General features: G+C 57.9%; 19 protein-coding genes, 1 tRNA gene and 4 pseudogenes. 15 read left to right on the top strand and 9 right to left on the bottom strand.

Features of this window, described 5'->3' with window-relative positions; all coding sequences use genetic code 11:
* The first annotated feature begins 16 nt into the window (after positions 1–16).
* From efp to JZM24_RS06025, 3 genes are all read left to right on the top strand, one after another.
* Positions 17–583 carry an elongation factor P gene (gene efp, locus JZM24_RS06035; RefSeq protein WP_215669024.1) on the top strand — a complete coding sequence of 189 codons (567 nt, stop codon included), beginning with the start codon at positions 17–19 and terminating at the stop codon, positions 581–583.
* 80 nt (positions 584–663) lie between these two features.
* Positions 664–786, top strand: coding sequence for an entericidin A/B family lipoprotein (locus JZM24_RS06030; RefSeq protein ID WP_215670025.1), 123 nt, complete (start codon positions 664–666; stop codon positions 784–786).
* A gap of 107 nt (positions 787–893) precedes the next feature.
* Positions 894–1,025, top strand: coding sequence for an entericidin A/B family lipoprotein (locus tag JZM24_RS06025; RefSeq protein ID WP_215669023.1), 132 nt, complete (start codon positions 894–896; stop codon positions 1,023–1,025).
* A 416-nt stretch (positions 1,026–1,441) separates the two neighbouring features.
* Here JZM24_RS06025 and JZM24_RS06020 read toward each other — a convergent pair whose 3' ends face one another.
* Positions 1,442–1,984, bottom strand: a complete 543-nt coding sequence (locus tag JZM24_RS06020) for a lipocalin family protein (RefSeq protein WP_215669022.1) — start codon at positions 1,982–1,984, stop codon at positions 1,442–1,444.
* A gap of 232 nt (positions 1,985–2,216) precedes the next feature.
* Between JZM24_RS06020 and epmA the strand changes: the two genes are divergently transcribed.
* Positions 2,217–3,194 carry an elongation factor P--(R)-beta-lysine ligase gene (gene epmA, locus JZM24_RS06015; protein ID WP_215669021.1) on the top strand — a complete coding sequence of 326 codons (978 nt, stop codon included), beginning with the start codon at positions 2,217–2,219 and terminating at the stop codon, positions 3,192–3,194.
* A 187-nt stretch (positions 3,195–3,381) separates the two neighbouring features.
* On the opposite strand, the gene mscM is transcribed toward epmA, so the two are convergent.
* The 3 genes from mscM to rsgA all read right to left on the bottom strand — a co-directional run bounded on the left by mscM (position 3,382) and on the right by rsgA (position 8,742).
* Positions 3,382–6,702, bottom strand: coding sequence for a miniconductance mechanosensitive channel MscM (gene mscM / locus JZM24_RS06010; RefSeq protein WP_215669020.1), 3,321 nt, complete (start codon positions 6,700–6,702; stop codon positions 3,382–3,384).
* Positions 6,703–6,733: 31 nt separating this feature from the next.
* On the bottom strand, positions 6,734–7,621 hold the full coding sequence (gene asd, locus JZM24_RS06005) for an archaetidylserine decarboxylase (RefSeq protein WP_215669019.1): 888 nt from the start codon (positions 7,619–7,621) through the stop codon (positions 6,734–6,736).
* An 83-nt stretch (positions 7,622–7,704) separates the two neighbouring features.
* A complete protein-coding gene (gene rsgA, locus JZM24_RS06000; protein WP_215669018.1) occupies positions 7,705–8,742 on the bottom strand; it encodes a small ribosomal subunit biogenesis GTPase RsgA in 1,038 nt (345 codons plus the stop codon).
* 103 nt (positions 8,743–8,845) lie between these two features.
* On the opposite strand from rsgA, the gene orn reads away from it, so the two are divergent.
* Both orn and JZM24_RS05990 read left to right on the top strand, forming a co-directional pair.
* Positions 8,846–9,391, top strand: a complete 546-nt coding sequence (orn, locus tag JZM24_RS05995) for an oligoribonuclease (RefSeq protein WP_215669017.1) — start codon at positions 8,846–8,848, stop codon at positions 9,389–9,391.
* A gap of 147 nt (positions 9,392–9,538) precedes the next feature.
* Positions 9,539–9,613: transfer RNA gene (locus tag JZM24_RS05990), tRNA-Gly, on the top strand.
* Positions 9,614–9,932: 319 nt separating this feature from the next.
* Here JZM24_RS05990 and JZM24_RS05985 read toward each other — a convergent pair.
* Positions 9,933–11,131: pseudogene (locus JZM24_RS05985) on the bottom strand (IS3 family transposase).
* Positions 11,132–11,494: 363 nt separating this feature from the next.
* On the opposite strand from JZM24_RS05985, the pseudogene JZM24_RS05980 reads away from it, so the two are divergent.
* The 8 genes and pseudogenes from JZM24_RS05980 to JZM24_RS05945 all read left to right on the top strand — a co-directional run.
* Positions 11,495–11,766, top strand: a pseudogene (locus JZM24_RS05980) (transposase); the annotation flags it as partial.
* A gap of 1 nt (position 11,767) precedes the next feature.
* Positions 11,768–11,947, top strand: a pseudogene (locus JZM24_RS05975) (PTS fructose transporter subunit IIB); the annotation flags it as partial.
* Positions 11,948–11,973: 26 nt separating this feature from the next.
* Positions 11,974–13,054: pseudogene (locus JZM24_RS05970) on the top strand (PTS fructose transporter subunit IIC).
* A gap of 11 nt (positions 13,055–13,065) precedes the next feature.
* On the top strand, positions 13,066–13,917 hold the full coding sequence (locus JZM24_RS05965; protein WP_215669016.1) for a class II fructose-bisphosphate aldolase: 852 nt from the start codon (positions 13,066–13,068) through the stop codon (positions 13,915–13,917).
* A 95-nt stretch (positions 13,918–14,012) separates the two neighbouring features.
* Positions 14,013–14,873, top strand: coding sequence for a ketose-bisphosphate aldolase (locus JZM24_RS05960; protein ID WP_215670024.1), 861 nt, complete (start codon positions 14,013–14,015; stop codon positions 14,871–14,873).
* Positions 14,874–15,319: 446 nt separating this feature from the next.
* Complete coding sequence (locus tag JZM24_RS05955) at positions 15,320–15,577, top strand: biofilm development regulator YmgB/AriR family protein (RefSeq protein WP_215669015.1); 258 nt, start codon at positions 15,320–15,322, stop codon at positions 15,575–15,577.
* 210 nt (positions 15,578–15,787) lie between these two features.
* A complete protein-coding gene (locus tag JZM24_RS05950) occupies positions 15,788–16,606 on the top strand; it encodes a class I SAM-dependent methyltransferase (RefSeq protein WP_215669014.1) in 819 nt (272 codons plus the stop codon).
* Between the two features lie 528 nt (positions 16,607–17,134).
* On the top strand, positions 17,135–17,980 hold the full coding sequence (locus JZM24_RS05945; RefSeq protein ID WP_215669013.1) for a fumarylacetoacetate hydrolase family protein: 846 nt from the start codon (positions 17,135–17,137) through the stop codon (positions 17,978–17,980).
* Positions 17,981–18,146: 166 nt separating this feature from the next.
* Here JZM24_RS05945 and hemY read toward each other — a convergent pair whose 3' ends face one another.
* From hemY to hemC, 4 genes are read right to left on the bottom strand one after another with little or no spacing between them, the layout of a single operon-like run.
* Positions 18,147–19,463 (bottom strand): protoheme IX biogenesis protein HemY, encoded by a 1,317-nt coding sequence (hemY, locus tag JZM24_RS05940; RefSeq protein WP_215669012.1) that lies wholly within the window; start codon positions 19,461–19,463, stop codon positions 18,147–18,149.
* 3 nt (positions 19,464–19,466) lie between these two features.
* Positions 19,467–20,672, bottom strand: a complete 1,206-nt coding sequence (hemX, locus tag JZM24_RS05935) for a uroporphyrinogen-III C-methyltransferase (RefSeq protein WP_215669011.1) — start codon at positions 20,670–20,672, stop codon at positions 19,467–19,469.
* A 22-nt stretch (positions 20,673–20,694) separates the two neighbouring features.
* Positions 20,695–21,435, bottom strand: a complete 741-nt coding sequence (gene hemD, locus JZM24_RS05930) for a uroporphyrinogen-III synthase (protein WP_215669010.1) — start codon at positions 21,433–21,435, stop codon at positions 20,695–20,697.
* Positions 21,432–22,373 carry a hydroxymethylbilane synthase gene (hemC, locus tag JZM24_RS05925; protein ID WP_215669009.1) on the bottom strand — a complete coding sequence of 314 codons (942 nt, stop codon included), beginning with the start codon at positions 22,371–22,373 and terminating at the stop codon, positions 21,432–21,434. Before hemC ends, hemD begins: the two co-directional genes overlap by 4 nt.
* Positions 22,374–22,660: 287 nt before the next feature.
* Here hemC and JZM24_RS05920 point away from each other — a divergent pair, with 287 nt between their 5' ends.
* On the top strand, positions 22,661–25,210 hold the full coding sequence (locus JZM24_RS05920) for a class I adenylate cyclase (RefSeq protein ID WP_215669008.1): 2,550 nt from the start codon (positions 22,661–22,663) through the stop codon (positions 25,208–25,210).
* Positions 25,211–25,311 lie beyond the last annotated feature (101 nt).

The raw sequence follows: 25,311 nt of genomic DNA, 5'->3' as shown, positions 1-25,311 counted from the left end.
ATTTAATAGGACCACCATGGCGTCTTATAGTACCAATGAATTCCGTTCCGGTCTTAAAATCATGCTTGATGGCGAGCCGTGCGCGATCATTGAGAATGAATTCGTGAAGCCCGGCAAAGGTCAGGCGTTCAACCGGGTCCGTCTGCGCAAGCTGGTTTCCGGCAAAGTGCTGGAAAAAACCTTCAAATCCGGTGACTCGGTGGAAGCCGCCGATGTGATGGATATGAACCTGACATATCTGTACAACGACGGTGAGTTTTGGCATTTCATGAATAACGAAAACTTTGAGCAGTTGGCTGCCGATGTTAAAGCGGTGGGCGACAATGCCAAATGGCTGGTGGAACAGGCCGAGTGTGTGCTGACCCTATGGAACGGCCAGCCGATTGCCGTGACGCCGCCTAACTTCGTCGAGCTGGAAATCACGGAAACCGATCCGGGCCTGAAAGGCGATACCGCAGGCACCGGCGGCAAGCCGGCCACGCTCACCACCGGCGCGGTGGTGAAAGTGCCGCTGTTTGTGCAGATTGGTGAAGTGATCAAAGTGGATACCCGCTCCGGCGAGTATGTCTCCCGAGTCAAATAACGCCGTGCGGGAAATGCCGCCCCGAGGCGGCCGTTGCTAATTTTTGGCATTCGTGAAATGTAAGACTCAAGTTGGCAAAGATGACCAGGTTATTGCTGCTCGCTGTTTTAGCGTTAACGGTGTTGAGCGGGTGTAATACCACACGCGGCTTCGGGGAAGATGTGCAGCATCTCGGCGGGGCGATTTCCCGTGTAGCTAGCTGATTACAACGCGTAAAAAGTCTGAAAGTGCGCCTGTTGGCCGCCAAAAACGGATAGTTAAACTATGCTTATAGTGAATCACGTTTGGTGTTCATTATAAGGATAATATTATGTTGAAAAAAACTATCATTGCCCTGTTATTAGTTATGGTGTTGTCTTCTCTGACCGCATGTAACACCACCCGCGGCGCCGGCGAAGACGTCTCTGCAGGTGGTGAGGCAATTCAGCGCGCAGCACAGTAATGGCACGCCGGTAATTATCCCGTTTCACCTTGGCGTACGGCACCCTGCGGGTGTGTTGGGTGATTCTGCACTGGCGATGCCCTTGGGGTGGTACGGCCATAACACGTGTTTGGCCGTATCCCTTTGCTTGCTTTGACCTTCTACTACCCCGTTTCCCTTGTGAACCCTGATGTCCCTAATAGCCGCTGTGTTAGCCAGGGTCACAGCTGTCCACGCATAATTTCTCGCCGCTTCATAGCCGCGAATGGCATCTGTTTTTCCGTTTGCCAAGGTTTATTCACCGCGCGCAACCGCTCTGACTCCCTTATCTTCGCCGGTGATTTGCGCTAGCGTAATCTCATTGCCTCCATAGCACTCAACGGGGGCTGCTTATGCGGCAGGTGGTCGCGCACCGGGTGTGGTGGCGCACTCACGGCTTATGTCGACGGCGGTGGCATGTCCTGTTTGACCCAAATCAGGTCATCCACCGGGAAATAAAACGTCCTTGCGGTCTGCAGCAGCGCTTGCCTGGCCTGCTCCTCAAGCGTTGGAGTACGCGACAATAGCCACAAGTAATCATGGCTCGGTCCGGCGACCAGTGCGTAACGGTAATCTTTATCCAGTGCGATAACATGATAACCGCCGTAAAAGGGCCCGAAAAACGACACCTTTAGCGACGCCGTATGCGGTGAGCCAATAAAGTGAGCCTTACCAATATTCTGCTGCCAGCGTTGTTTGGCCGCGGAGTATCCCCTATTGATAACTTTGAGACTGCCGTTAGGGCGGAGAACATACCGCGCGGTGACATGACTCAGACCGCGTTCAAAAGTGTGATCGAGACGGGCAATTTCATACCATGTGCCCAAATAGCGATCGACGGTAAAATGATCAACTGGTTTCACGCCGGCAGGCGGCGATACGCTGCAGGATAAAGACAGTAGAGAAGAGAGGAGCAGCGAAAGGTTTCTCCATACAGCCATAGCGCATCATCCATGAGGGAAAAGAATGTTAAGTGTAGTATTCCGCCGCGGAATGATAATAAAACCCGCAAGGACGACTGACGTCAAGCACGCCATGTAGTTGTATTAAACATGGAAAGCGTTAACGCGCGGCCTGACGGCACGGGATCGAGGTTAAAAAGCGCGACGGTGATGTTTGTTTGCGCTCAAAGATACGGGTAGACTGCATCCCCTGCTTAACGGAGGGAAAGCTATGAGCGATTCGGCCAGCTGGCAACCAAGCGCGCCTATTGCCAATTTGTTAAAGCGCGCTGCTATCGTGGCCCAGATCCGGCGGTTTTTCAGCGAACGCGGATTATTTGAAGTGGAAACGCCGGCGATGAGTCAAGCCACGGTAACGGATATCCATCTTGTTCCTTTCCAGACCCGTTACATCGGACCGGGAGCGGCTGACGGCATGCCGCTGTACCTGATGACCAGCCCAGAATATCACATGAAGCGCTTGCTGGCGGCGGGAAGCGGCCCTATTTTCCAGCTGTGCCGCAGTTTTCGTAATGAGGAAGCCGGCCGTTATCATAATCCAGAATTTACCATGCTTGAGTGGTATCGTCCCCATTACGACATGTACCGTCTGATGAATGAGGTCGACGATCTGATGCAGCAAATCCTGGACTGCGACAGTGCGGAAACGCTTTCTTATCAGCAGGTGTTCACCCGCCATGTGGGAATCGATCCCTTATCGGCGGACAAGGGGCAGTTGTATGACGCGGCGGTAAAATGGGATCTTAAAGAGGCGGCCTCGACGGAAGACGATCGCGATACGCTTCTGCAACTGCTGTTTGCGATGGTGGTGGAGCCGAATATCGGCCACGATAAGCCGGCTTTCGTTTACCATTTCCCCGCTTCTCAGGCCGCGCTGGCAGAAATCAGCACCGAGGATCATCGGGTAGCGGACCGGTTTGAAGTCTATTTCAAAGGCATCGAGCTGGCTAATGGCTTCCGTGAGCTGACCGATGCGCGTGAGCAGCGTCAACGCTTCGAGCAGGACAATCGCAAGCGGGCGGCGATGACGCTTGGCGAGCAGCCTATCGATGAGAATTTACTGGCGGCCCTGGCACAAGGGATGCCGGAATGTTCCGGTGTAGCGTTGGGCGTCGACCGGCTGGTCATGCTGGCGCTTAAAGCCGAGCGCTTGAGCGATGTTATCGCTTTTCCGGTGGAGCGCGCCTAAGCGCTAACGCTGCTAATGCTCGTCTAAACGAGTGCTGTCGGTAACGTCGTGACTCCCCCATGTATCCCGTCTCCGCCGACACCGCCTGCGCCCGTTGGCACCGCCTCCCTGACCTCGCGGTACCGGCGGGGACGGCACAACTGCCGCGACGTTCAGCCGTCGGGGGCAGGTGGCGGCACCCCGGCCGTCAAAGCGAGCCGCTTTCCGGCTTAATGCGGTTACCGGGCGTATTATCAGCCTTAATCTGATTCTGGCGCAGCTGGAAGGGAGGGAAGGGTAATTCCATACCGTGTTCGTGATAGCCTTCGAGGATCAGCGCGTGCACCTGGTGGCGCAGCGGCATCCGATGCCCCATCTCTGCCGCGTGCATTCGCAGCTCAAACAGCGGCAAACCCTGTTGCAAGTCCACCAAAAAGGCCTCCGGCGCCGGCAACTCAAGCACCAGCGGACAACGGCGCGCCGCCTGCACCAGAATATGGGTCACCTGTTCAATATTGGCGCCGGCCGGAGCGGGCACGCTAAGCACCACGCGCGTTACGGTATCGGACAGCGACCAGTTGACGAATTGTTCGGTGATAAACGCCTTGTTGGGAACGATGATTTCTTTCCGATCCCAGTCGGTGATTGTAGTGGCGCGGGTATTGATCCGGGTAATATTGCCGGTCAGGTTACGAATGGTCACGGTATCGCCAATACGGATCGGTTTTTCAAACAAGATCATCAGACCGGAAATAAAGTTGGCGAAGATCTCCTGCAGACCAAACCCCAGCCCAACGCCCAATGCCGCTACCAGCCACTGCAATTTCGACCACTCGATGCCTATCATGGAAAAACCGATAAGCCCCCCCAGCAGCAGCAGACCGTATTTGGTCAGCGTGGTAATGGCATAACCGGTCCCGGGGGTCAAATCCAAATGCTGCAGTAGCGCCAGCTCGAGCAACGCGGGTAAATTGCGCACCATTTGAGTGGTGATAATCAAGACCAGTATGGCTATCAGCACTGCGCCGAGCGCAATCGGCTGAATGCTATCTACCCCTTGATTCGTCGAAGTGGCATCCCACAAAGTGATATTTTCCAGGAAACCAAACGCCGAATGCAGCTCTGACCACAGTAAAGTCACCGATAGCAGCGCGATCAGCGTCAGAATCGACCGTACCAGCTGCAGCGATTGTGCGCTGATGGTATCGAGATCCAGCACCTTCTCATCGACCTCGGCGGCGACCTCATTCAGCTGTGATTGCGACAAATCTTCTTCATTGCGCGCCCGCTGGGCCAGCATCTCCGCGCGGCGCTGCTTGGTACGCTCAAATGCGATGCGTCGCCGCTGAATAAACATCCAGCGGCGGATAATGTGATAGATAATCAGCAATAGAAACCAAATCGATACCGATGTTTCCAGCCGCGCCAGCAGCGCTTGCGCCGTTGCCAGATGCCCCAGACACGCCGCGGCGGCGGCAACGATAGGCGCGCAGATCATCAGATTCCATAGCGAACGATTGACGACATTATTGCCGGCGCCATGCTTATCGAGATACAACGGCAGGCCGGCGCGTTTCAGGCTGCTGGTGACCAGCGCCAGACAGGCGCACAACAGAACAAAGCATAATCGGCCCAGGGTGCCGGCAAACTCCCGTTCGCTGTAGTTATCAAAAGAAATTAGCGCCATGATCAGCGGTACGATCATGCCAATAGACAGCGTGTAATAACGCAGTGCCCGTTTCACCTGCTGCTTTGGCCAACCGAAATGCACCACGAACAGCCCCTGCGGGCGGGCGAAGTGAGCGCACACCATAAATACCCACAGCACCGGCACCGTGGCGCTGACGCCGTCGCCGATGGCGACCGCCACCGGATAGGGCCAGGCGTGGCGCAATCCATAGCCCAGCGCCGCCCACAGGACCGGCAGCGGCAGGGCAACCAGCACCGACCATAACACATTGCGCAGGGTCAGGGAAAAATGGTCTTGATTGACTTTCCCCACCCGGCTGCTGGAACGATCGAGAAAGGCATGATAATGCCGGCGTGAACTGAGGCTGAAACCGACCAGCAGCAGCGCCCAGAACAGTGGAATGAGCGTTTCCTGGCTGGTCAGCATCATGCCGATCGCGTGGGTCAACTGGCTGAAAGTGTCCAGGGTCACCAGCCGGCGCAGATCAAGTCCAACGTGTAGCGGATAGGAAAGCGTAATCGGACTCACGTCGGCCACCCAGAACAGATAGCGGTGGGCCGCTTCCTGAATCTCATTCATCGCTTCTTCAAGCCGGCTATTGGCCACTTTCAGCTTGGTGAGCTCCAGGATCTGCGTGTCGCACCCGGTCAGCAACGCATTGAGCAGATTGCGCTGGGTGGCGAGCTGCGCGTCGAGAATGCGGCGCTGCGCCGGCGTCAGCGGTGACCCGTCATCCTGCGCGCCCTGAGCAAGTTGCGGCAGCTTGTTCATTAAGTCTTCAAAATGCAGGCGCTGGACGCGCAGCTGGGCCATATCGCTGTCAAGCTGCTGCGGCTTCGGCATCTCCGGCAGCCTGGACACCTGAGCGCGCAAGGTTTCCCCCAGCGCCGGCGATTCATCCAGCCATTGTGCCTGCTCGCGCAGCGTGGTGAGCGCCTGACGCACCTGCAGGGTTTGCGAAGCGGCCTGACGTTGTTGCGAGGCGATAAGATCCATGCGCTGCGCCTGTTGGTTCAGCGCGGTGGACAGTTCGCGGTTGGTTTGCAACGGGTAGCCGATCGACTTGGGCAGCTCGCCAACCTGTTCCGCCAGCATTTCAGTATGTTCAATCGCCTGCTCTGCCTCCTGCTGACGCAGGCTATTAAGCTGATTGCGCAGCGCCTGCTGCTCCTTGTCCGCACGATCATGGCGTTTTTTTAGCAATTCGCCGCGCAGGCGTGATAACTCCTGACGGTTATTGGCGCTCAACTGAGCGAGGTCCCACTCCTCAACCTTCAGCCGGCGGGCGGCCTGCTCCGCCTGCAACGCGGTGGCCTGCGCCTGTTCCAACGGCGAGGCCGGCGTGGGCAGCGCCTGGAGCTGCTGTTCCACATCGTTTAGCGCTCTGCGTGCTTCGGTCTGTTGCTGTGGCAGCAGGCCCAGCGAGTCGCTGATGGCGCGCGCCAGGTCTTGCTCTTGCTGTAGCTGGTCGGTCAAATCCAGTAATTGACTGTTGGCCTGTAACAGCCGTTGATTGAGTTCGCTGCTGTCGAGTTTAGGGCTGAGCGCGGCAGGCTCATCCGGCTCGCTGTCTTTATCATCGCGCAGTTGACGGGTGAGCGCCGGAAAATCATCGATAGCCTTTTGATATTCGCTGATTTTAGCGCTGGACGCTTTGCCTTCTGCGATGGCGTTCAGCGCTGACTGCAGCGCCTCGACAATCGCCGCCTGGTTCGGCGCGTTTTTGTCATCTTGCGCCTGCTGCAGATCTTTTTTGATCTGGCCCTCGTCAGGGAAATTGACGGCGAAGGCCGGGGAGGCCAGCAGCCACCCCAGGAGGAAAATCGTAATCAGGCGCAAGGTGAAAACTCTCTTGTTAACCGTAGGTAATTCAGGTCAGCGGGCTGTCGGTCTGCGCGATGCCGTGGGCCAGTCGCTGCCCAACGCGGGTGACATAACGGGTATACAGATGATCGCCCAGCAGTACGTTTTTGCCGGCGAACAGATTGATAACGGTAGAGCCCAGCTTGAAACGCCCCATTTCCTGGCCTTTGAGCAGCACCACCGCCCCGTCGGCGTCGGCCTGAGGATAGCGCCAACGCTTGATAATCCCCTCTCGCGGCGGCGTGACGGTTCCCGCCCACACGGTTTCAATGCTGCCGACAATGGTTGCACCCACCATAATCTGCGCCAACGGGCCGAAATCGGTATCAAATAGGCAGATAATCCGCTCGTTGCGGGCGAACAGATTGGGAATATTGGCCGCTGTCAGCGGGTTCACCGAAAACAGCTCGCCCGGGACGTACAGCATTTCGCGTAATACGCCGTTGCAGGGCATATGTACGCGATGATAATCGCGCGGGGCAAGATAGGTGGTGGCGAAACTGCCGTTGCGGAACAGGTCTATCATCGACTCATTGCCTGCCAGCAGGGCTTCCAGACTATAATGGTGGCCCTTCGCCTGGAACACCTGCTCGCCTTCGATGGGGCCGAACTGGGAGATTATCCCGTCCGCCGGCAACACCAGCACGGCGGGGTCGGCATCAATGGGCCGGGCTTCATCGCGCAGGGGCCGGACAAAAAATGTGTTAAAGGTGGGATAGGCGGCCACATCCGGCTGCTGTGCTTCCTGCATGTCGACCTTATACCCGCGCACAAACAGCGTAATGACCCCGCGGGTAAGCCAGCCGCCGCGGCGTTCCGCGCCCCAACCGGCCAGCTCAGTCAGCCAGCGTTTAGGCAGTAGGTGTTGTAAAGCTATCTTTATCCTGTCCAGCACGGGGGCCTCGTTCTCGTTATCTGTTTAGCCAAAATGGGGCCGCATTGTACCGGCGGCGGCGTTAAATGTCAGCGATCGGGCCATCAAAACGACTTACGGGCAGTGACCTGCGCCATGCTGTCGAGGATGCGATGATAGTTATCGAACCGCTCGCGGGCGATAGCGCCGCTTTCCACCGCGCCGCGGATGGCGCAGCCGGGATCGGTATCATGTCGGCAGTCGCGAAATTTGCAGGTGCCCAGATACTCCCTGAATTCGATGAAACCGCGTGCTATGCGTTCCGGCGCCAAATGCCACAGGCCGAATTCCCGCACCCCCGGAGAATCGATCAAATGACCGCCATGGCTGAAATGATATAACCGGGCGGTAGTGGTGGTGTGCTGCCCGAGCCCTGAGTTATCGGAGACGCTATTGACCAGAATCTTCTCGTGTTCTGGCGGCATCAGCGCATTAAGCAGACTCGATTTACCCACCCCCGACTGGCCGGCAAAAATACTTGTGCGCCCGGTCAGCGCCTCCTGAAACGGGTCCATCCCCTCGCCGGTATGGCTTGACACCATCAGCACCCGATAGCCTATGCGAAGATAGATAGCCATCTGCCGCTCCACTTCCGTGCGGGACGCAGCCGTCAGCAAATCGATTTTGTTCAGTACGATAAGCGGCTCCACCTCTACCGTTTCGCACGCCACCAGATAACGATCAATAATATTCAAAGACAGCTCGGGCAAAAGGGCGGAGACGATGACGATTTGATCCATATTTGCCGCAATCGGTTTGACGCCATCATAGACATCAGGACGCGTGAGCACGGAGCGGCGCGGATGAACCGCCTCCACGATCCCGCTGACGCCGGTCGGCTGTTCGCTGCCGGCGCGCCAGACCACCCTATCGCCCGTGACCAGAGATTTGAGCGTGCGGCGCAGATTGCAGCGATAAATGCGGCCCGCGGCATCCTCCACGTCGGCATGCATGCCAAACCGGCTGACCACCACGCCCTCCTGGGGCTCACCTAACGGCTGGTCGTCCCATTGGGCCGCGCCGCGCTCGCGCTGCTGCAGGCGGCGCTGATGGTTGTCCTGTACCCGGCGCTCCTGACCTTTGGACAGTTTATTTTTACTCACTGCGCCTCACTTAGTACGGATGAATCGCCCGTGGCGATGAAAACGGCTATCATACAGAGTATTCTACCAGATAAGCCGTAAAATCCCTTGCTACGAGAAAATCATGCCGGTAAATGATAACAACCTGATTTGGATCGATCTGGAAATGACAGGGCTGGATCCCGAACGCGATCGCATTATCGAGATAGCGACGCTAGTCACTGACGCTAATCTGGCTATTTTAGCGGAAGGTCCGGTATTGGCCATACACCAATCCGACGCGCAACTCGCGTTAATGGATGACTGGAATGTCCGCACCCACACCGCCAGCGGGCTGGTTGAGCGAGTGCGGCAAAGCGCGCTAGATGAAGAGGCGGCGGTAGCGCAGACCCTGGCTTTTCTGTCCGACTGGGTGCCCGCCGGCAAATCGCCAATTTGCGGCAACAGCATTGGCCAGGACCGGCGCTTCTTGTTCCGCTATATGCCGGCGCTTGAGGCGTATTTCCACTATCGTTATCTGGATGTCAGTACGTTGAAAGAACTGGCCCGCCGCTGGAAGCCGGAAATCCTGGCCGGGCTAAAGAAAAATAATACCCATCAGGCGCTGGATGATATCCGCGAATCGGTGGCTGAGCTGGCCTATTATCGCGAGCATTTTATTCGCCTATAGTGCTCGACGTTAAAAACGGGGGGAGTGTGGTTATTTTTGCACCAATCGCAGCGCATAAAGCCCTTTTTAACGCTGAAAGGCTTGCAGCGTGGCAGGTTTGCCGTATAATTCGCTCCCCGTAACGTCAGACTTTCGCGTTACGCCCAAGCGAGAATAGCTCAGTGGTAGAGCACAACCTTGCCAAGGTTGGGGTCGCGAGTTCGAGCCTCGTTTCCCGCTCCAATTTCTTCCTTTCATGCGTTATGCAGTTTCTTGTCCCTCAGCTCTCGCCAAAAATTCGCCATACTCGCCGTACTCTCTCCTTATTCTCCGCTGAAACATGCCGCTGGGTGACATTCTGTGCCGTGTGTACCTTATGGCCCCTGATGGCCGGTCCACTTAAGGTACGATGAGAAAGCGTTGATAAAGGTAGGAACTGTTGTTGATGGTGCCCGTGTCACTGACATTATGCACATCATGGATAACTTTAAGATGCGTAAATACCCCCTCGAAGCGAAGCAACGCTGATCTTGCCCCGCCATCTCCGTACAGCTTTTGTATCTTAAGTTAACGAAGCCCGCTGCCGCCGGTATTCTCTCGGAGAGTGATATCCCAGCGCGCTGTGCGGATGGTTTTCATTGTAATGCGTGAAAGCTGCTGCAAGGTTTCGCAGGGCTGTTCTCGCATCCGGTTTTGGCATGAACTCGATATAGTCTTCCTTCATCGTCTTCACGAACCGTTCGGCCATGCCATTGCTCTGCGGGCTGCTCACCGCTGTTGTGCAGGGCTCCAGATCCAGTTCTCTGGCGAACCTCTGCGTTTCATGCGCGGTATACGCTGAACCGTTGTCCGTCAACCACTGCACCGCTGTATCGGGTAACCTGTCGCCGAAGCGCTTTTCTACCGACCTCAGCATCACATCCTGCACGGTCGAACTGTCGTAGCCTCCAGTGCTCGCAGCCCAGTCTATGGCCTCTCTGTCGCAGCAGTCCAGTGCGAACGTGACCCGCAGTTTTTCACCGTTGTCGCAGCCGAACTCGAAGCCATCTGAACACCAGCGAATATCGCTTTCTGCCACCGCGATCCTGCCCTTATGCTCACGCCTCGGCCGCTCTGGTTTTCAATGTAATAACAGCAGGTTATGCTCACACATGATCCTGTAAAGTCGTTTCGCATTTACCGGCGTCAGTCCCTCTGCGCGACGTTGTTTACACAGGATGCCCCACACCCGCCGATAGCCGTAGCTGGGCATATCGCTGATGATGTCGAGGATGTCCGACAGTATTTCAGCGTCTGCTTCGTCATTACGCCGGTTACAGCGCCTGTCCTGCCAGTCGGCAGAACGCTTAATCCGCAGTGACAGCGGCGCACGCGACCCGCTCATGGCGCGGCTGACCTGTGCTATTCCCCGGCCTTTGGCAACAAGGGCGCGTGCGCTATCCATTTTCGTGACTGGCCGTACTCCACGGCTTCTTTTAGGATCTCAACCTCCATCGTCTTCTTACCCAGAAGGCGCTGGAGCTCCCGGACCTGCTTCAATGCAGCTGCAAGCTCAGAGGCAGGAACAACGTCCTCCCCGGCAGTGAGGCTTCCTTCCTGATATTGCTTTTTCCACTTAAACAGCAGGCTGGGCTGGATACCGTGCAGTCGTGCGAGATGGGAGACATTCATGCCGGGCTCCATCCTCTGCTGAATAATGGCCATTTTTTCCTGAGGAGTTTTACGTTTACGGACTTCTTGACCTAACAGGATCCCGGTCATATCAAAATTGGCGTTAGTGTTAGACATATATTCAAGCCTATCTCTTATCTGGAGATACAGCTACTGTCTGGTGTTTCAGGGGGATAAATCAATTATTACGCAGAACCAAAGTCAACGGCGAAGCCATCGCACAAACCTACCAAGATGACTTAGCCGTGACCCTCTGTCGATTCTCTACGGTTTTTGGTGCCTCCCGGAGAATGCGGTTTGATTTGGCGGTGAATGGTATGACTGCTAGCGCCGTTAACAAGGGAGAATGCGTGATTCATGGCTGATTTATCCCCCTGAAACACCAGACAGTAGCTGTATCTCCAGATAAGAGATAGGCTTGAATATATGTCTAACACTAACGCCAATTTTGATATGACCGGGATCCTGTTAGGTCAAGAAGTCCGTAAACGTAAAACTCCTCAGGAAAAAATGGCCATTATTCAGCAGAGGATGGAGCCCGGCATGAATGTCTCCCATCTCGCACGACTGCACGGTATCCAGCCCAGCCTGCTGTTTAAGTGGAAAAAGCAATATCAGGAAGGCAGCCTCACTGCCGGGAGGACGTTGTTCCTGCCTCTGAGCTTGCAGCTGCATTGAAGCAGGTCCGGGAGCTCCAGCGCCTTCTGGGTAAGAAGACGATGGAGGAACCCGCTGACGCCGGAGGCGATTGCCGCCGCCGATGTGGTGATCCTGGCGGTGGATATCAAAATCAATGGCGAGGAACGCTTTAAGGGCAAGCGTCTGGTGCGGGTAAAAACCGACGTGGTGATTAAATCACCGGTCAAGTTCCTGGAAAAAGTGGCCGGCTCGCTGGAACGGGCCTGATAACCAACGGCTTCGGGAGCCACATCATGAACGTGAGTCAACAAAACACTGGCACCGTCATCAAAGGGCATCTGTTGACCGGCATCTCCTGGATGATCCCGCTGATTGTCGCCGCGGGGATCTGCATCGCGCTGGGACAGGTCATTAGCGGGCCTGACGTTGGTCAGAAGACCGGCAGCGTACCCTGGATGCTTAATCAAGATAGGCGGATGGGGAATGGGTCTTATCGTGCCGCTGATAAGCGCCGCCATCGCCGATCGTCCCGGTTTCGCGCCGGGGCTTATCATCGGTTTTATTTGCGCTCAGATCCAGACCGGGTTTATCGGCGGTATTCTCGGCGGTTTTCTGGTGGGCTACACCGTGCTCTTGCTGCGTCGGGTTATCAAGCTGCCGGCGTCGATGCAGGGGGTGATGCCGGTGATGATCCTGCCGGTGCTAAGCACCGTCATTGCCGGACTGTTGATGATGACCTTTATCGGCCAGCCTATCGTCTGGCTGCAAAAGGAGCTGATCCATCTATTGGAGTCGATGCAGGGCGGATCGCGCTTCCTGATGGGGGCTATTCTGGGCGCTATGGCCACCTTCGATTTTGGCGGCCCGGTGAATAAAACCATGTCGCTGTTCGCCGACGGTCTGCTGGTGGACGACATCTATGGCCCGGAGGCGGTGAAATTCGTCGGCTCCATCATTCCGCCGTTTGGCATCACCCTGTCGTTTTTGCTTACCCGGTACAAATACACCCGCGCGGAGAAAGAAGCGCTCAAAGCCGCTTTCCCGATGGGGATCTGCATGATAACCGAAGGGGTTATCCCTATTGCGGCGCGGGATTTGCTGCGGGTGGTGGCGTCGTGCGTTGTGGCATCGGCTATTGCGGGCGGCCTGATTATGGTCTGGGGCATCGAGGCGCCGGTGCCGCACGGCGGGATGTTTGTGGTGCCGCTGTTTACCCGGCCGGTGATGTTCTGCCTGGCGCTCGGCATCGGTACCGTGGTTTGCGGCGGCATGCTGTCACTGTTGAAAAAACGGGTCACCGAGGCGGATGAGGAGTTCGATGATGTGGAAGATAAGTCGGTGCGGGATGAAGACATCAAATTCACTTTGGAATAACGGGAGTTGCCATGTTTGCCGCTATGAAGAGTCTGCTGGACGATGCCAGCCGGCGGCAGTACGCGCTGTTAGCCATTAACTGTTTCAATCTGGAAACCGCGCGCGCCACCATGCGCGCCACCGAGCAACAACGGGCGCCGGTGATCCTCAACCTCTATCAGGGCCATTGCGGCCATCTGCCGCCGCGGGTGGCGGTACCGCTGGTGCGTGCGCTGGCCGAGGATGCTGCGGTACCGGTAACGCTCAGTCTGGATCACGGCAGCGATAGCACGCTGATCTGGCAGGCGTTTCGCGCCGGTTTTGGCGGCTTGATGATTGACGCTTCCAGCCAGCCGCTGGCGGAGAATATTCGCCAAACACGTCAGGTGGTGCAACTGGCGGCGACCGACGGCGTCTGCGTTGAGGGCGAGTTGGGGCATATCGCCGATGCGCCAGTTTATCAGGTCGCGGATGCGCGGCAGATGATGACCGCGGTGGCGGACGTCGAGCCTTTCCTGCGCCAGACCGGCATCGATTTGCTGGCGGTATCGGTGGGCACCGCGCACGGCCTTTATCCGGCGGGCGTAACGCCGGAGGTGGATTTTGAGCGGCTGGAGGCCATCCACAGCGCGTCCAGCGTACCGCTCGCGCTACACGGCGGCAGCGGAACCCGACCGGAGGATATCCGCCGGGTCAGCCAGTACGGCGTGGCCAAGATCAACGTCGGCGTCGCCGTGGCCCAAGCGGGCAAAACCGCCCTGCAGGAGGGGCTGCGCCAGCATCCCGAGGTTGAACTGGCGGAGTTGCTGCAACTGATGGAATCCGCCTGTCAGGAAGTCGTGGCCGAATATCTCGGCTGGTCCGGGTCGGCCCATAAAGCCTGATTCCGGCCGGCAACACCCATAACCTACTGTTCATCGGCGCCACGGTGCCGATGCGAGCAACCTTTATCCGCAATTTAACCCAGAAGGAAGATATCATTCTGATTTCTATGAACGACATCCTGCAACCCACCCGCGAGCACCGTTTCGCTATCGGCGCGTTTAATGTGGCCGACAGCTGCTTCATCCGTGCGGTGGTGGAAGAGGCGGAAGCCACCCGTTCACCGGCTATCATTTCCATTCATCCCAGTGAACATGATTTTGTCACCGATGCTTTTTTTGCCTATGTGCGCGAAAGGACGTTGAAAAGCACGATGCCTTTTGTCCTGCATTTGGATCACGGCGCTTCCATCGAGCATGTGCAGCGCGCCATTCAGTGCGGATTTACCTCGGTGATGATCGACGGCGCGCTGCTGCCCTATGAGGAGAATGTGGCGTTAACCCGCGAGGTAGTGCGGCTGGCGCACGCGGTCGTGGTGTCGGTGGAGGGGGAGCTGGGTACGATCGGTCAGACCGGGAATTCGGTGGAGGGCGGGGTGTCGAAAATCACCTATACCGATCCGGCGCAGGCGCAGGATTTCGTCACCCGCACCGGTGTGGACACGTTGGCGGTGGCCATCGGCACCGCGCACGGTATTTATCCCAAAGACGTCAAGCCGGCGCTACAGATGCACATTCTGCGCGAAATCTCGCAGCGCGTGTCGATTCCGCTGGTACTGCACGGCGGGTCGTCCAACCCGGACGCCGAAATAGCCGAGGCCGTGACCCTGGGCGTGGGCAAAATCAATATTTCCAGCGATATGAAGTTTGCCTATTTCGCTAAAGCGCGCGAGATCTTGAGCCGGGAAAGCTGGTGGGATCCGAACGTAATTTATCCCGAGCCTATCCTGGCGGCCCGCGAGGTGATCCGTAACAAAATGACGTTGTTCGGCTCAATCGGTAAGGCCGGGCTTTATTAAGGCGTCGCCGCTATTGCGCGGCGCCTGTCGCCAACGGCCTGGGGTGAACCAGGGGCGCGGGCGGCGGACCGCTTTGGACAATCGAGCGACGCCGAACGGGCACCAGAACTGATTTACACGGGGCTTATGCCCCGTTTTTGCGGCTTGCGCGGTAGCGGTTTTCTCGCGTCATTGCCGTGGATTATTCCCGGCAAGCCCGCCGATTCCTTGTCACTGGCAGCATGGAGCACCCGGCGGCAAATCCCCAGCGGCCAGTCCTTTCCCGGCAGGAAAAGTATTTTTTACCATCGGCGTTGAAAAGCCGCTAACCCCGTCTAAAGTTAATTCGCTGACGCCGGGGTTGTGGTCCTTGGCGGCGGTGCAGGCTGGCTTTCCCGGTCACTATTCTAAACAACGCCTTTTCCTACCGCGGCGCCGTCGATGCCAGGTTATTTGAGAGAGACTTCATGAGCAGCGTAAACGTTGAAACGGAACAGCCGATCCTTCCCCCCGCGACGCTTCCGGCCGCCGGGGCGCTTGAGGCGAAGGATCTGCTGGCGACGATTATTAGAGAAATACAATTGACCGGCCGTCCCGTCAGCCATAAATTGATTCTGGCGCTATTGCTGGAGCGTCTGGAAACCGAACATGATGCGCAGAAGCAAGACTGCTATCGTGAGGCGTTGAATCTATTCATGCATACCAGCGTCATGGACGATATTTGACCTATCTCGCTGTCCCCGGTCATACGGCGCAATGCCTATGACGCGGCGCGGGCAGGCCTCGCCGGCGACGCCTTTGGGGTTTTAAGCCGCATCTAAAAGGCGCCGACGCGATAAAGCGGCGTCTGTTCAGGTTTTCTACGCAGCCCGGATAGAGTCACCTATGCCACCGCCTTTTGCGGCGCGTGGTTCATCCGCATGCGAGGTGTACCGATGGCAATCGATTTTCATGCTAGTTCTAATCAATATACCTATGCCAAGCGCGTAGCTCATGCCGGCTGGGGCGATTTTATTTGCCAGCGGGTGGATCCCGCCGGTAAAGCGATTGCCGATATCTGCTGCGGCTGCGGCATCTATAGCGCTGTCTGGGCAGGGTTGGGCGCCCGGCAGGTCACCGGCGTCGATTTTTCCGCGCAGATGTTGCACGATGCGCAGGAAACCGTGCAGGGATTGACCAATGTCGCGTTTGTGCAGGGTGACGCGGCCGCTACCGGGCTGGCTGACGCCAGTCAGGATATCGTTTTCGCCCGCGCCCTGATTCACCATTTCGCTTCGCCGCACCCTTTTTTGCTTGAAGCATGGCGCATCCTCTCGCCGGGGGGACTCCTGCTGATTCAGGACAGAACGCCGGAAGATGTCTTCTTGCCGGGATCGCCCGAGCATATGCGCGGCTGGTTTTTCGATTTGTTCCCGCAGTTAGCCGCCTATGAAAGAGAGCGCCGCCCCGCCAGCGGTGCGATTGAGGCGGCGTTAACGGCGACGGGGTTTGAACTGCGTCCGACCACCACTTTATGGGAGACCCGGCGCGAGTACGCCGATAGCGCCGCGTTGGCGGCCGATTTGCGCCGCCGTACCTGGCGTTCGATCCTGCATGAATTAAGCGATGAGGCGCTGGCACAGTTGATTGCCTATATCCTCGCGCGCTTGCCGGCGGGACAGCCGATTGTGGAAAACGATCGCTGGACGCTTTGGTGGGCGCTTAAACCGAACGTTGCGGGCACTACAGCTACCGAGCCCGCGCCGGCGCAATAGCGCCTGGGGTCGCGCCGGCGGCAGGGCATTGACGCCCGTGTGGGAAAAAAGATGCCCTCTGCGATGGGCGGTAGATATTCACGCCCGTGCGGGAAGAAAGGTGACGTCTGCTGAGTGGTGACCAGGCACTGACGCCCGTGCGGGAAGAAAGATGCCGTATGCTGAGGGGTGAAAGAGGCTCACGATGGTACGGGCAGTGACTGGCTGTCCGGCACAGTAAGCTTATGCGGGAGCAAATACACCGCTGGTCGCCTGAGAAGGATGTCCCGCGGGTGGGCTTGGCCCTATGGTGAGATAAAAAAAGCCGGTGACACCTGGAACGTCCTGTTCCGGCCCCCGGCCAGTAAGCAAATTCCCTACGCCGCTAGGCGTTTTGCTATAAATACAAGTTGGTAGAAAGCAAAAATGCCCTGCCCGGTCATTTTTCATCGCCGGGCAATTTTCGTCAAGCTGCACTAAAGGATAGGCCCGCGTCTGACGGTGGCCTGCAACGCTTTTATTTTTTTCTCGCCGCTAAGGAGGCGATGTATGAAGCTATTACGTTACGGTCCGCCGGGGGAAGAGCGTCCGGGTCTTCTGGACAGCAACGGTCAACTCCGATCGCTGGCCGGGGTGATAGACGATATTGCCGGCGAGGCGCTGTTACCATCGGCGCTTGCCCGCCTGCGTGCCCTGGATCCTGACACGTTGCCAAAAGTGGCGGGCGATCCGCGTATCGGCCCCTGCGTTGGTCAGGTGGGCAAGTTCGTCTGTATCGGGTTGAATTATGCCGATCATGCGGCCGAAACGGGTGCGACGATCTCCACCGAGCCTATCGTGTTTAATAAATGGATCAGCGCTATCAGCGGCCCCTATGATGCGCTGCATATTCCACGCGACTCGCTGAAAACCGATTGGGAGGTCGAGCTTGGCGTGGTGGTGGGTGAAGGCGGCCGCAATATCCGCGAGCAAGACGCTCTGCAGCACGTGGCGGGCTATTGCGTAGTGAACGATGTTTCCGAGCGGAATTGGCAACTGGAGCGGGGAGGGACCTGTGATAAAGGCAAAGGGTATGACAGTTTCGGTCCTATCGGCCCCTGGCTGGTGACCGCCGATGAGATAGGCGATCCCCAGGCGTTGCAGCTCTGGCTGGAGGTGGATGGTAAGCGTTATCAGACCGGTTCCACGGCGACGATGATTTTCACCGTCCAAGAGATTGTCAGCTATTTAAGCCGGTTCATGCGTTTGTTGCCGGGCGATATCATTGCCACCGGTACGCCGCCGGGGGTGGGGATGGGGCAGAAACCGCAGCCGGTGTTCTTGCGGGCGGGCCAATGGCTGCGGCTGGGGGTCGAGGGGCTCGGCGAGCAGCGGCAACTGACGGTACAGGACTAACGCCCTGCCGCCTGCCGGCATGCGGCCGTCCCCCCCGGCGTCGGCGTCGTTTATTTTTAGCGGCCGGCATCAGATTGGCGGCCATTCACTTTAATGGCCGGCGTCAGGGCGGCAGGGCATTTTACGCCGGCACGCCGCCTTGCTGCCGCTCCCGACGGCGCAGTATTTACTTTTCCAATCCGGCGTCAGGACGGGGATCGGCGGGGGACGTTTTCAGCAGGCCTGCAGAGGGGGCGCCCGCCGGCGTTTGAATCGACGCCGCCGACGCGCCGGCCGGGCCGTATGCTTTAGTTTGCGGCGCCGCCAGCGTCAGTATCAAGCCCTCGCGACGCATCTGCGCCGACTCTTCCGGCTTATGCAGCCGGTCAAGCACGTCCGCAAGCCAAGCGTAGTCATGGGCATCCGGGCGCTGCTTAAGCGCGGCGCGGAAGGCCTCGGCGGCGGCCTGCCACTCGCCGCGTTTCATCAACAGCTGCCCCAGCGTACTGTCTAACAGCGGCGTATCTCCCTGTTGACGGATTTGCTGGCGCAGGGCTTTCTCAACCTGCTCTGGATCGCCGCTTTTCAGCCGCGGCAGCAGCAGGAGCAATCTATCGTCGGCGTGATGATGCTTAAGCGCTTTGACGATAAGGCGCTGGGCGGTGTCGTGATCGTTGCATTCGATGAGATGTTCGGCCAACGCCACTTGCAGAGGGACGTCGTTGCGCACCTTCCGGCTCTGCTCGCGCCACCAGCGGTTTAAACCCTCGCTGCCCTGATCTTCCATAATCTGGTCCATCAGCCCGTTAAAAGCCTGATACTGCAGGCGGTTCAACGTCTCTTCGTCATACACCTGCACCTTACGCATCGCCGGCGGAATATCCAGCAGCGACTGCCAGGCACGGGTACGGATGAATGCCTGTTCCGCCAGACGCAGCACTTCCGGATGGCGCGGCGCGGTCTCCAGCAACCGGTCGACGCCGTGGCGCGCGGCATGATCCTCATGGCGTGCCAGCTGAATACGTACCCGGGTGATGTCCACCGGTAATTGATCGTTGTCCGCTACTTCCGCCGCGCGCGCCAGGTATTGATTGGCGCGCAAATCGTCTCCGCGCTGCTGTGCGGCTTCTGCCGCCAGGAGGTAGTTGACCACCGGCTGATCGGCGTGATCGGCATTGCGCGCCAGCAGTTTTTCCACCTGCCTATAATCCCCTTCGGTCAGCTTCATCAGTGCCGCCAGGGTATGCTTGCGGGCGCGATGATTTTTGCGGCCGTTAGACCAGCGGCGGGTACGCGCCCCGGTCCGAAACAGTCGGCGGATAACCCATTCGATAATAAACAGGACGATAAACGCCAGGATGAGAACAATCACCAGACCGGTAACGCTGGTCTCAATATTGTAGTTGTCGGTCTGAATCAGCACATAACCCTGATGACCGGCGACCAGCGGACCGAGCACAATGCCCGCGAACAGCAGGATGAACAGCAACAAAACCTTGAGCATCGCTTATTCTCCCTGTGCGGCGGGGGCCGCCGGCTGGGCCAGCAGGTTGCGCACCCGGGTCTGCATCAGTTTATCCAGCAGCGGCTGGCTCTGCAGGCTGTCCGGCAGGTTCATGGTGATATCCTCCTCCCCCAGCGCGTCAATCTGGCTCAGGAAGGCGCGGGTATTGGCGTCGTCGGTGTCGAAATAAGCGCGCACCCAGGTGGAAACCGAATCCAGCGACTGCTGGTAGATTTCATTTTGATGGCGCGGCACTGCCTGGGCGGCGACCAGTAACCGTGCACGGATGTTTTCCCGCAGGTAAACATCCTGATTCGGCGCCAGCAGCGGCTCGGCGCCGGTATCACGGCGACGCACGGTAATAAAATCGTTCATGAAGTTGTGCCAGCTTTTGCTGAGATTCTGCCGCCACTCCTGGATTGACCCCGACAATTCACCGCTGTCGCTATCCATGGGCGATTCATCGCTGTCGTTATCCGCCAGACGCAGATTATCTACTTGATTGGTCAACTGATTGAGCTTGAGAATAATGCCGTCGAAGTCTATCTGGCTGACCCCGGCCAAGGTGCCGATATCGTCGGTTATTGCGCGTCGTGCTTCGGTCAGGCTGGGATCGTTCATTTGCGCCAGACTGGCGTCAGCGCTTTTCAGTAGTGCGCCGGCGGTGACGACATCTCGATCGCTCCACAATTTACGCCCGGCCATTTTTACCAGAAAATCCGCCTGCGACAGCAGCCAGGTATTGGCGTTGGTGCCGGTAATGGCCGTCAGTTTATTTTGCAAATCCTCCAGCTCGCGCCCCTGGGCGTCTTGCTGCGCCCGTGCCGCGTCGAGCGCCCGCCCCTGGGCGGCTAGCGCGTCCTGGTATTGCTGGCGTTGTGTCTGCTGGGCCTGACTGAGTGCATCAAGCCCCTCTTGCAACTGCGCACGGGCGGCCTCCTGCTGACGCGCGGCGATATAGACGCCCAGCGCCAATAATAGCGCAATGATCAGCGCCAGAACCGCCACTATTAGCGCGAGCGGCCGGCGCCCACCGGCCGTCTTGCCCGGTTTGCCATTACCGACCGGCGGGGTTTTTCCCCCCGCGGCGCGCGTGGTGACGGCGGGCCGAGGCCCGGCATCGCCGGAGAGCGGGGTCGAAGCATGCGGGCTATCGGTCTTCCTGGTCGCGTCATCCTGCGGGATCGTTGGAGTAGTGTGTTCCGTCATGTTGGCCTGTCCCATGATTAAATTAGAGCAATACGCGCATCAAAGCATCGTTGTCTGCTGCGTTCGCTACGACGATATCCGTCCAGCCCAATTGGCGGGCAAGCATGGCTAAACGTTCGCTGATGACTATCAGCCGGCAATGCGTCAGCCAGGCGTGGCGATAGTATTCAGGCATTAAAGTATAGAATTGTTGTAACATTTCGCCGCTGGTAATTACCAGCGTGTCGATGCCCAGCGTCCGCATCCGCCGGCCCTGCTCTTCGCCGTCGTAGTGGATCGGGCTGCGGCGATAGCATTCGCAATAGGTAGTGTGCACGCCGCGCTGGCGCAAAGTTTGCTCCAGCACTTCCCGCCCGCCGTTACCGCGTAAAATCAGCGCGCGCTTGCCCTCGATGCGCGCAAGCGCCGGCAGGCGCAGCAAATCCTCGCTGGTTTCCCCCTCATCGGGATAGCTGACCGGCAGCCCGCAAAGACCGTGCAGCCGCAGGACGGTAGTACGGCCTACGGCGAAATAGCGCAACCTGGCCGGCCAGGTGACGCCTTGTTGCGTCAGCCAGGGATGGGCGTAGTTAATGGCATGTTGAGAGACGATAAATAGCAAATCACCGGCCATCAGATCGGCAAGGCGCTGGGCGAGGTGCGGCAGATCGTTGCCCGGGGTAAAGTCGATAAGCGGCAGATGCCAAGCGGATTTGCCACGGGCGCGCAGCCTGTTCACCAGCTGTTCGCCTGCGGGCGATGGGCGGGTGACGAGGATGCTCATTGCGGCGGATTATCCTGATAAACGCGGGCCAGGATGGCGCGGGCGCCGCGGTCCAGTAAATCATCCGCCAAACGCAAGCCAAGCTGCTCCGCCAGCGCCAGCGGCGCGCGTCCTTCGCTGCGAATGACGATGGTGCCGTCAGGCGATCCCACCAGCGCGCGCAGCCATATTTCATCGCCGTCAAGCACGGCATAACTGCCGATAGGCACCTCGCATCCACCCTGCAGACGGGCGTTCATGGCGCGTTCGGCGCCGACGCGCAGGGCGGTTTCCCGGTGATGCAGCGGCGCCAGCAGCGCCAGCGTACGGGCATCGTCAAGCCGACATTCGACGCCGACCGCCCCTTGACCTACCGCCGGCAGTGACTCCGCGGGATCGATGGCCTGACGGATGCGGTCCTCCAGACCCAACCGTTTCAGGCCGGCCACCGCTAGAATGACCGCGTCAAAGTCGCCCCGATCCAGTTTCGCCAGCCGGGTGCCGACATTGCCGCGCAAATCGTGCACTATCACATCGGGGCGCCGTTCGCGCAACTGGCATTGCCGGCGCAGGCTTGAGGTGCCCACAATCGCGCCCGGCGGCAGCGCGTCGAGATTGGCGTAACGCGGGCTGACAAAGGCATCGCGCGGGTCGTCGCGCTCGCACAGCACGCAAAGTCCCAGACCGGCGGGGAATGAAACCGTAACATCTTTCATCGAATGCACGGCGATGTCGGCGCGATGCTCCACAAGCGCCCGTTCCAATTCCTTGATGAATAACCCTTTGCCGCCGACTTTTGCCAATGGCGTGTCAAGAATGATGTCGCCGCGGGTGATGAGAGGCACCAGCTCTACCTGAAAATGCGGGTGATGGCGTAGCAATGCATCGCGCACGTATCCTGCCTGCCAAAGCGCTAAAGGACTTTGCCGGGTGGCGATTCTGAGAAGGTTGTCTTGCATAGTCATTACCGATTTTATCATTCACTCACCATCCTAACACCGATAGTGAAGCACTGTCAGTTTTCGGCGGCGGAGAAACCAGGCGGGATGGGGAAAAAAGGAATAACAAGTTGCCATTGGGGAAAGTGCTATACTCATTGGGTAGCTTAACTTTCTTTACGGTCAATCAGCAAGGTGTTAGATTGATCACGTTTCCAGCATTTACCGGCCAATAACTCTACAACTCACTACGCTGGTCGGGTGGAGAAACGGGTTCTTCTGACACCGGGATAATCAGGCGAGACGTCTTGTACTTCTACATCGAGACCTTGAAACAGAGACTGGACGCGATTAACCAACTACGGGTAGATCGCGCGTTGGCGGCCATGGGGCCGGATTTTCAACACGTATACAGTCTGCTGCCAACCTTACTACATTTTCACCATCCGATGCTTCCGGGTTACCTGGACGGCACCGTGCCCCACGGCATCTGTTTTTATTCCCCCGATGAAACCCAGCGCGCCTGGCTCGACGATATCGGCCGTCAGGCTGGCGCGTCGGTGGCGGCGCCGGACAGCGGCGAGCAGCCGATTACCGGCGTTTACTCCATGGGCAGTACCTCTTCCATCGGTCAGAACGCCAACTCCGATCTCGACATCTGGGTGTGTCATCAGTCCTGGCTGGACAACGAGGAGCGCGCTCAGTTACAGCGTAAATGTCACCTGCTTGAGCAGTGGGCGAACCGCCGGGGCGTGGACGTCAATTTTTTCCTGATCGATGAAAACCGTTTTCGCCACAATGAAAGCGGCAGTCTCGGGGATGAGGACTGCGGCTCTACCCAGCATATCCTGCTGCTGGATGAATTTTATCGCACTGCCGTGCGCATGGGCGGTAAGCGTATCCTGTGGAATATGGTGCCCGGCGACGAAGAAGCGCACTATGATGAGTATGTCCTGTCGCTGTACGCCCGCGGCGCGCTGACGCCCAACGAATGGCTGGATTTGGGGGGCCTTGGCACCCTGTCCGCAGAGGAGTACTTCGGCGCTAGCCTGTGGCAGCTGTATAAAAGCATCGACTCGCCTTACAAAGCGGTGCTGAAAACGCTGCTGCTGGAAGCCTACTCCTGGGAATATCCCCACACCGAACTGCTGGCCATGAAAATCAAACAGCGGTTACATGACGGCGAAATCGTTTCCTTCGGCCTCGATCCCTATTGCATGATGCTGGAACGGGTGACTTACTACCTGACCCAGATAAACGATATGACGCGGTTGGATATGGTGCGCCGCTGTTTCTATCTGAAGGTGTGCGAAAAACTGTCGCAGGATCCGGCGGGCACGCCCTGGCGGCGGGAGATCCTGACGCAGCTGGTGACCAGCTGGGGCTGGGATGAAGCGCGGCTGAAGATGCTCGACGATCGCGCCAACTGGAAGATTGCGCAGGTGCGCGAAGCGCATAATGAGCTGCTGGACGCCATGATGCAGAGTTACCGTAATCTGATCCGGTTTGCCCGTCGCAACAACTTGAGCGTCAGCGCCAGCCCGCAGGATATCGGCGTGCTGACCCGCAAGCTGTATGCGGCTTTCGAGGCGCTGCCCGGTAAAGTGACCCTGCTCAATCCGCAGATCTCGCCGGATCTGTCGGAACCGGACCTGACGTTTATCCATGTGCCGCAGGGCCGCGCCAACCGTACCGGCTGGTATTTATACAATCAGTCGCCGTCGATGGATTCCATCATCAGCCATCAGCCGCTGGAATATAACCGTTATCTCAATAAACTGGTGGCCTGGGCCTGGTTTAACGGGCTGTTGACCCGCTCGACTCAGGTGCATATCAAGGGCAGCGACACCTGCGATAGCGCTAAGCTGAATGAGCTTATCGCCGATGTGGCCAGCCACTTCCCGCTGCGGGTGCCTGCGCCGACGCCCAAGGCGCTCTACAGCCCGTGCGAAATCCGTCATCTGGCGATTATCGTCAATCTTGAGCACGATCCCACCGCGGTATTCCGTAATCAGGTGGTGCATTTCGACTTCCGCAAACTGGATGTGTTCAGCTTCGGCCAGCAGCAGTGTCTGGTGGGTAGCATTGATTTGCTTTACCGCAACTCGTGGAATGAAGTGCGCACGTTGCATTTCAGCGGCGAGCAGGCGGTGATGGAAGCGCTAAAAACCATTCTCGGCAAAATGCATCAGGATGCCGCGCCGCCGGATACGGTGGAGGTGTTCTGTTACAGCCAGCATTTGCGCGGGCTTATCCGCACCCGGGTGCAGCAGTTGGTTTCCGAGTGTATCGAGCTGCGCCTCTCCAGTACCCGCCAGGATCCGGCGCGGTTCAAGGCGGTGCGCGTGGCGGGACAGACCTGGGGGCTGTTTTTTGAGCGCCTTAGCGTTTCGGTGCAGAAGCTGGAAAACGCGGTGGAATTCTACGGCGCCATTTCCAACAATAAACTGCACGGGTTGTCCATTCAGATGGAGACCGAGCAGATCCATCTGCCGCCGGTGGTGGACGGGTTCGCCAGCGAAGGCATTATTCAGTTCTTTTTTGAGGACACCAGCGACGATAGCGGCTTCAATATCTATATTCTCGATGAGACCAATCGGGTGGAAGCCTATCATCACTGCGAAGGCAGCAAAGAAGAGCTGGTGCGCGACGTCAGCCGGTTCTACTCCTCTTCCCACGACCGGTTTACCTACGGTTCTAGTTTCATTAATTTCAATTTGCCGCAGTTTTACCAGATTATGAATCTAGACGGCCGCATCCAGGTCGTGCCGTTTCGCAGCAGCGTGCTGTCCCATTTGTGCGCCACGCCATTTACAAATGGCGCGCCACCGCTGGCGCAAAACGCGCGCAGCAGCTAATCCGCCGGCGGGGTACGCCTTCCCCGCGCTCGCCATTTCGCGCCCGTCGCGTCGCTTGCCAACGACAATTGCTGTTGCTTTTCATATGCCAACTGCGATGA

It is taken from the genome of Candidatus Sodalis endolongispinus (assembly GCF_018777395.1).
GTDB lineage: Bacteria > Pseudomonadota > Gammaproteobacteria > Enterobacterales > Enterobacteriaceae > Sodalis_B > Sodalis_B endolongispinus.
This window is presented reverse-complemented; position numbering and strand designations above follow the sequence as displayed.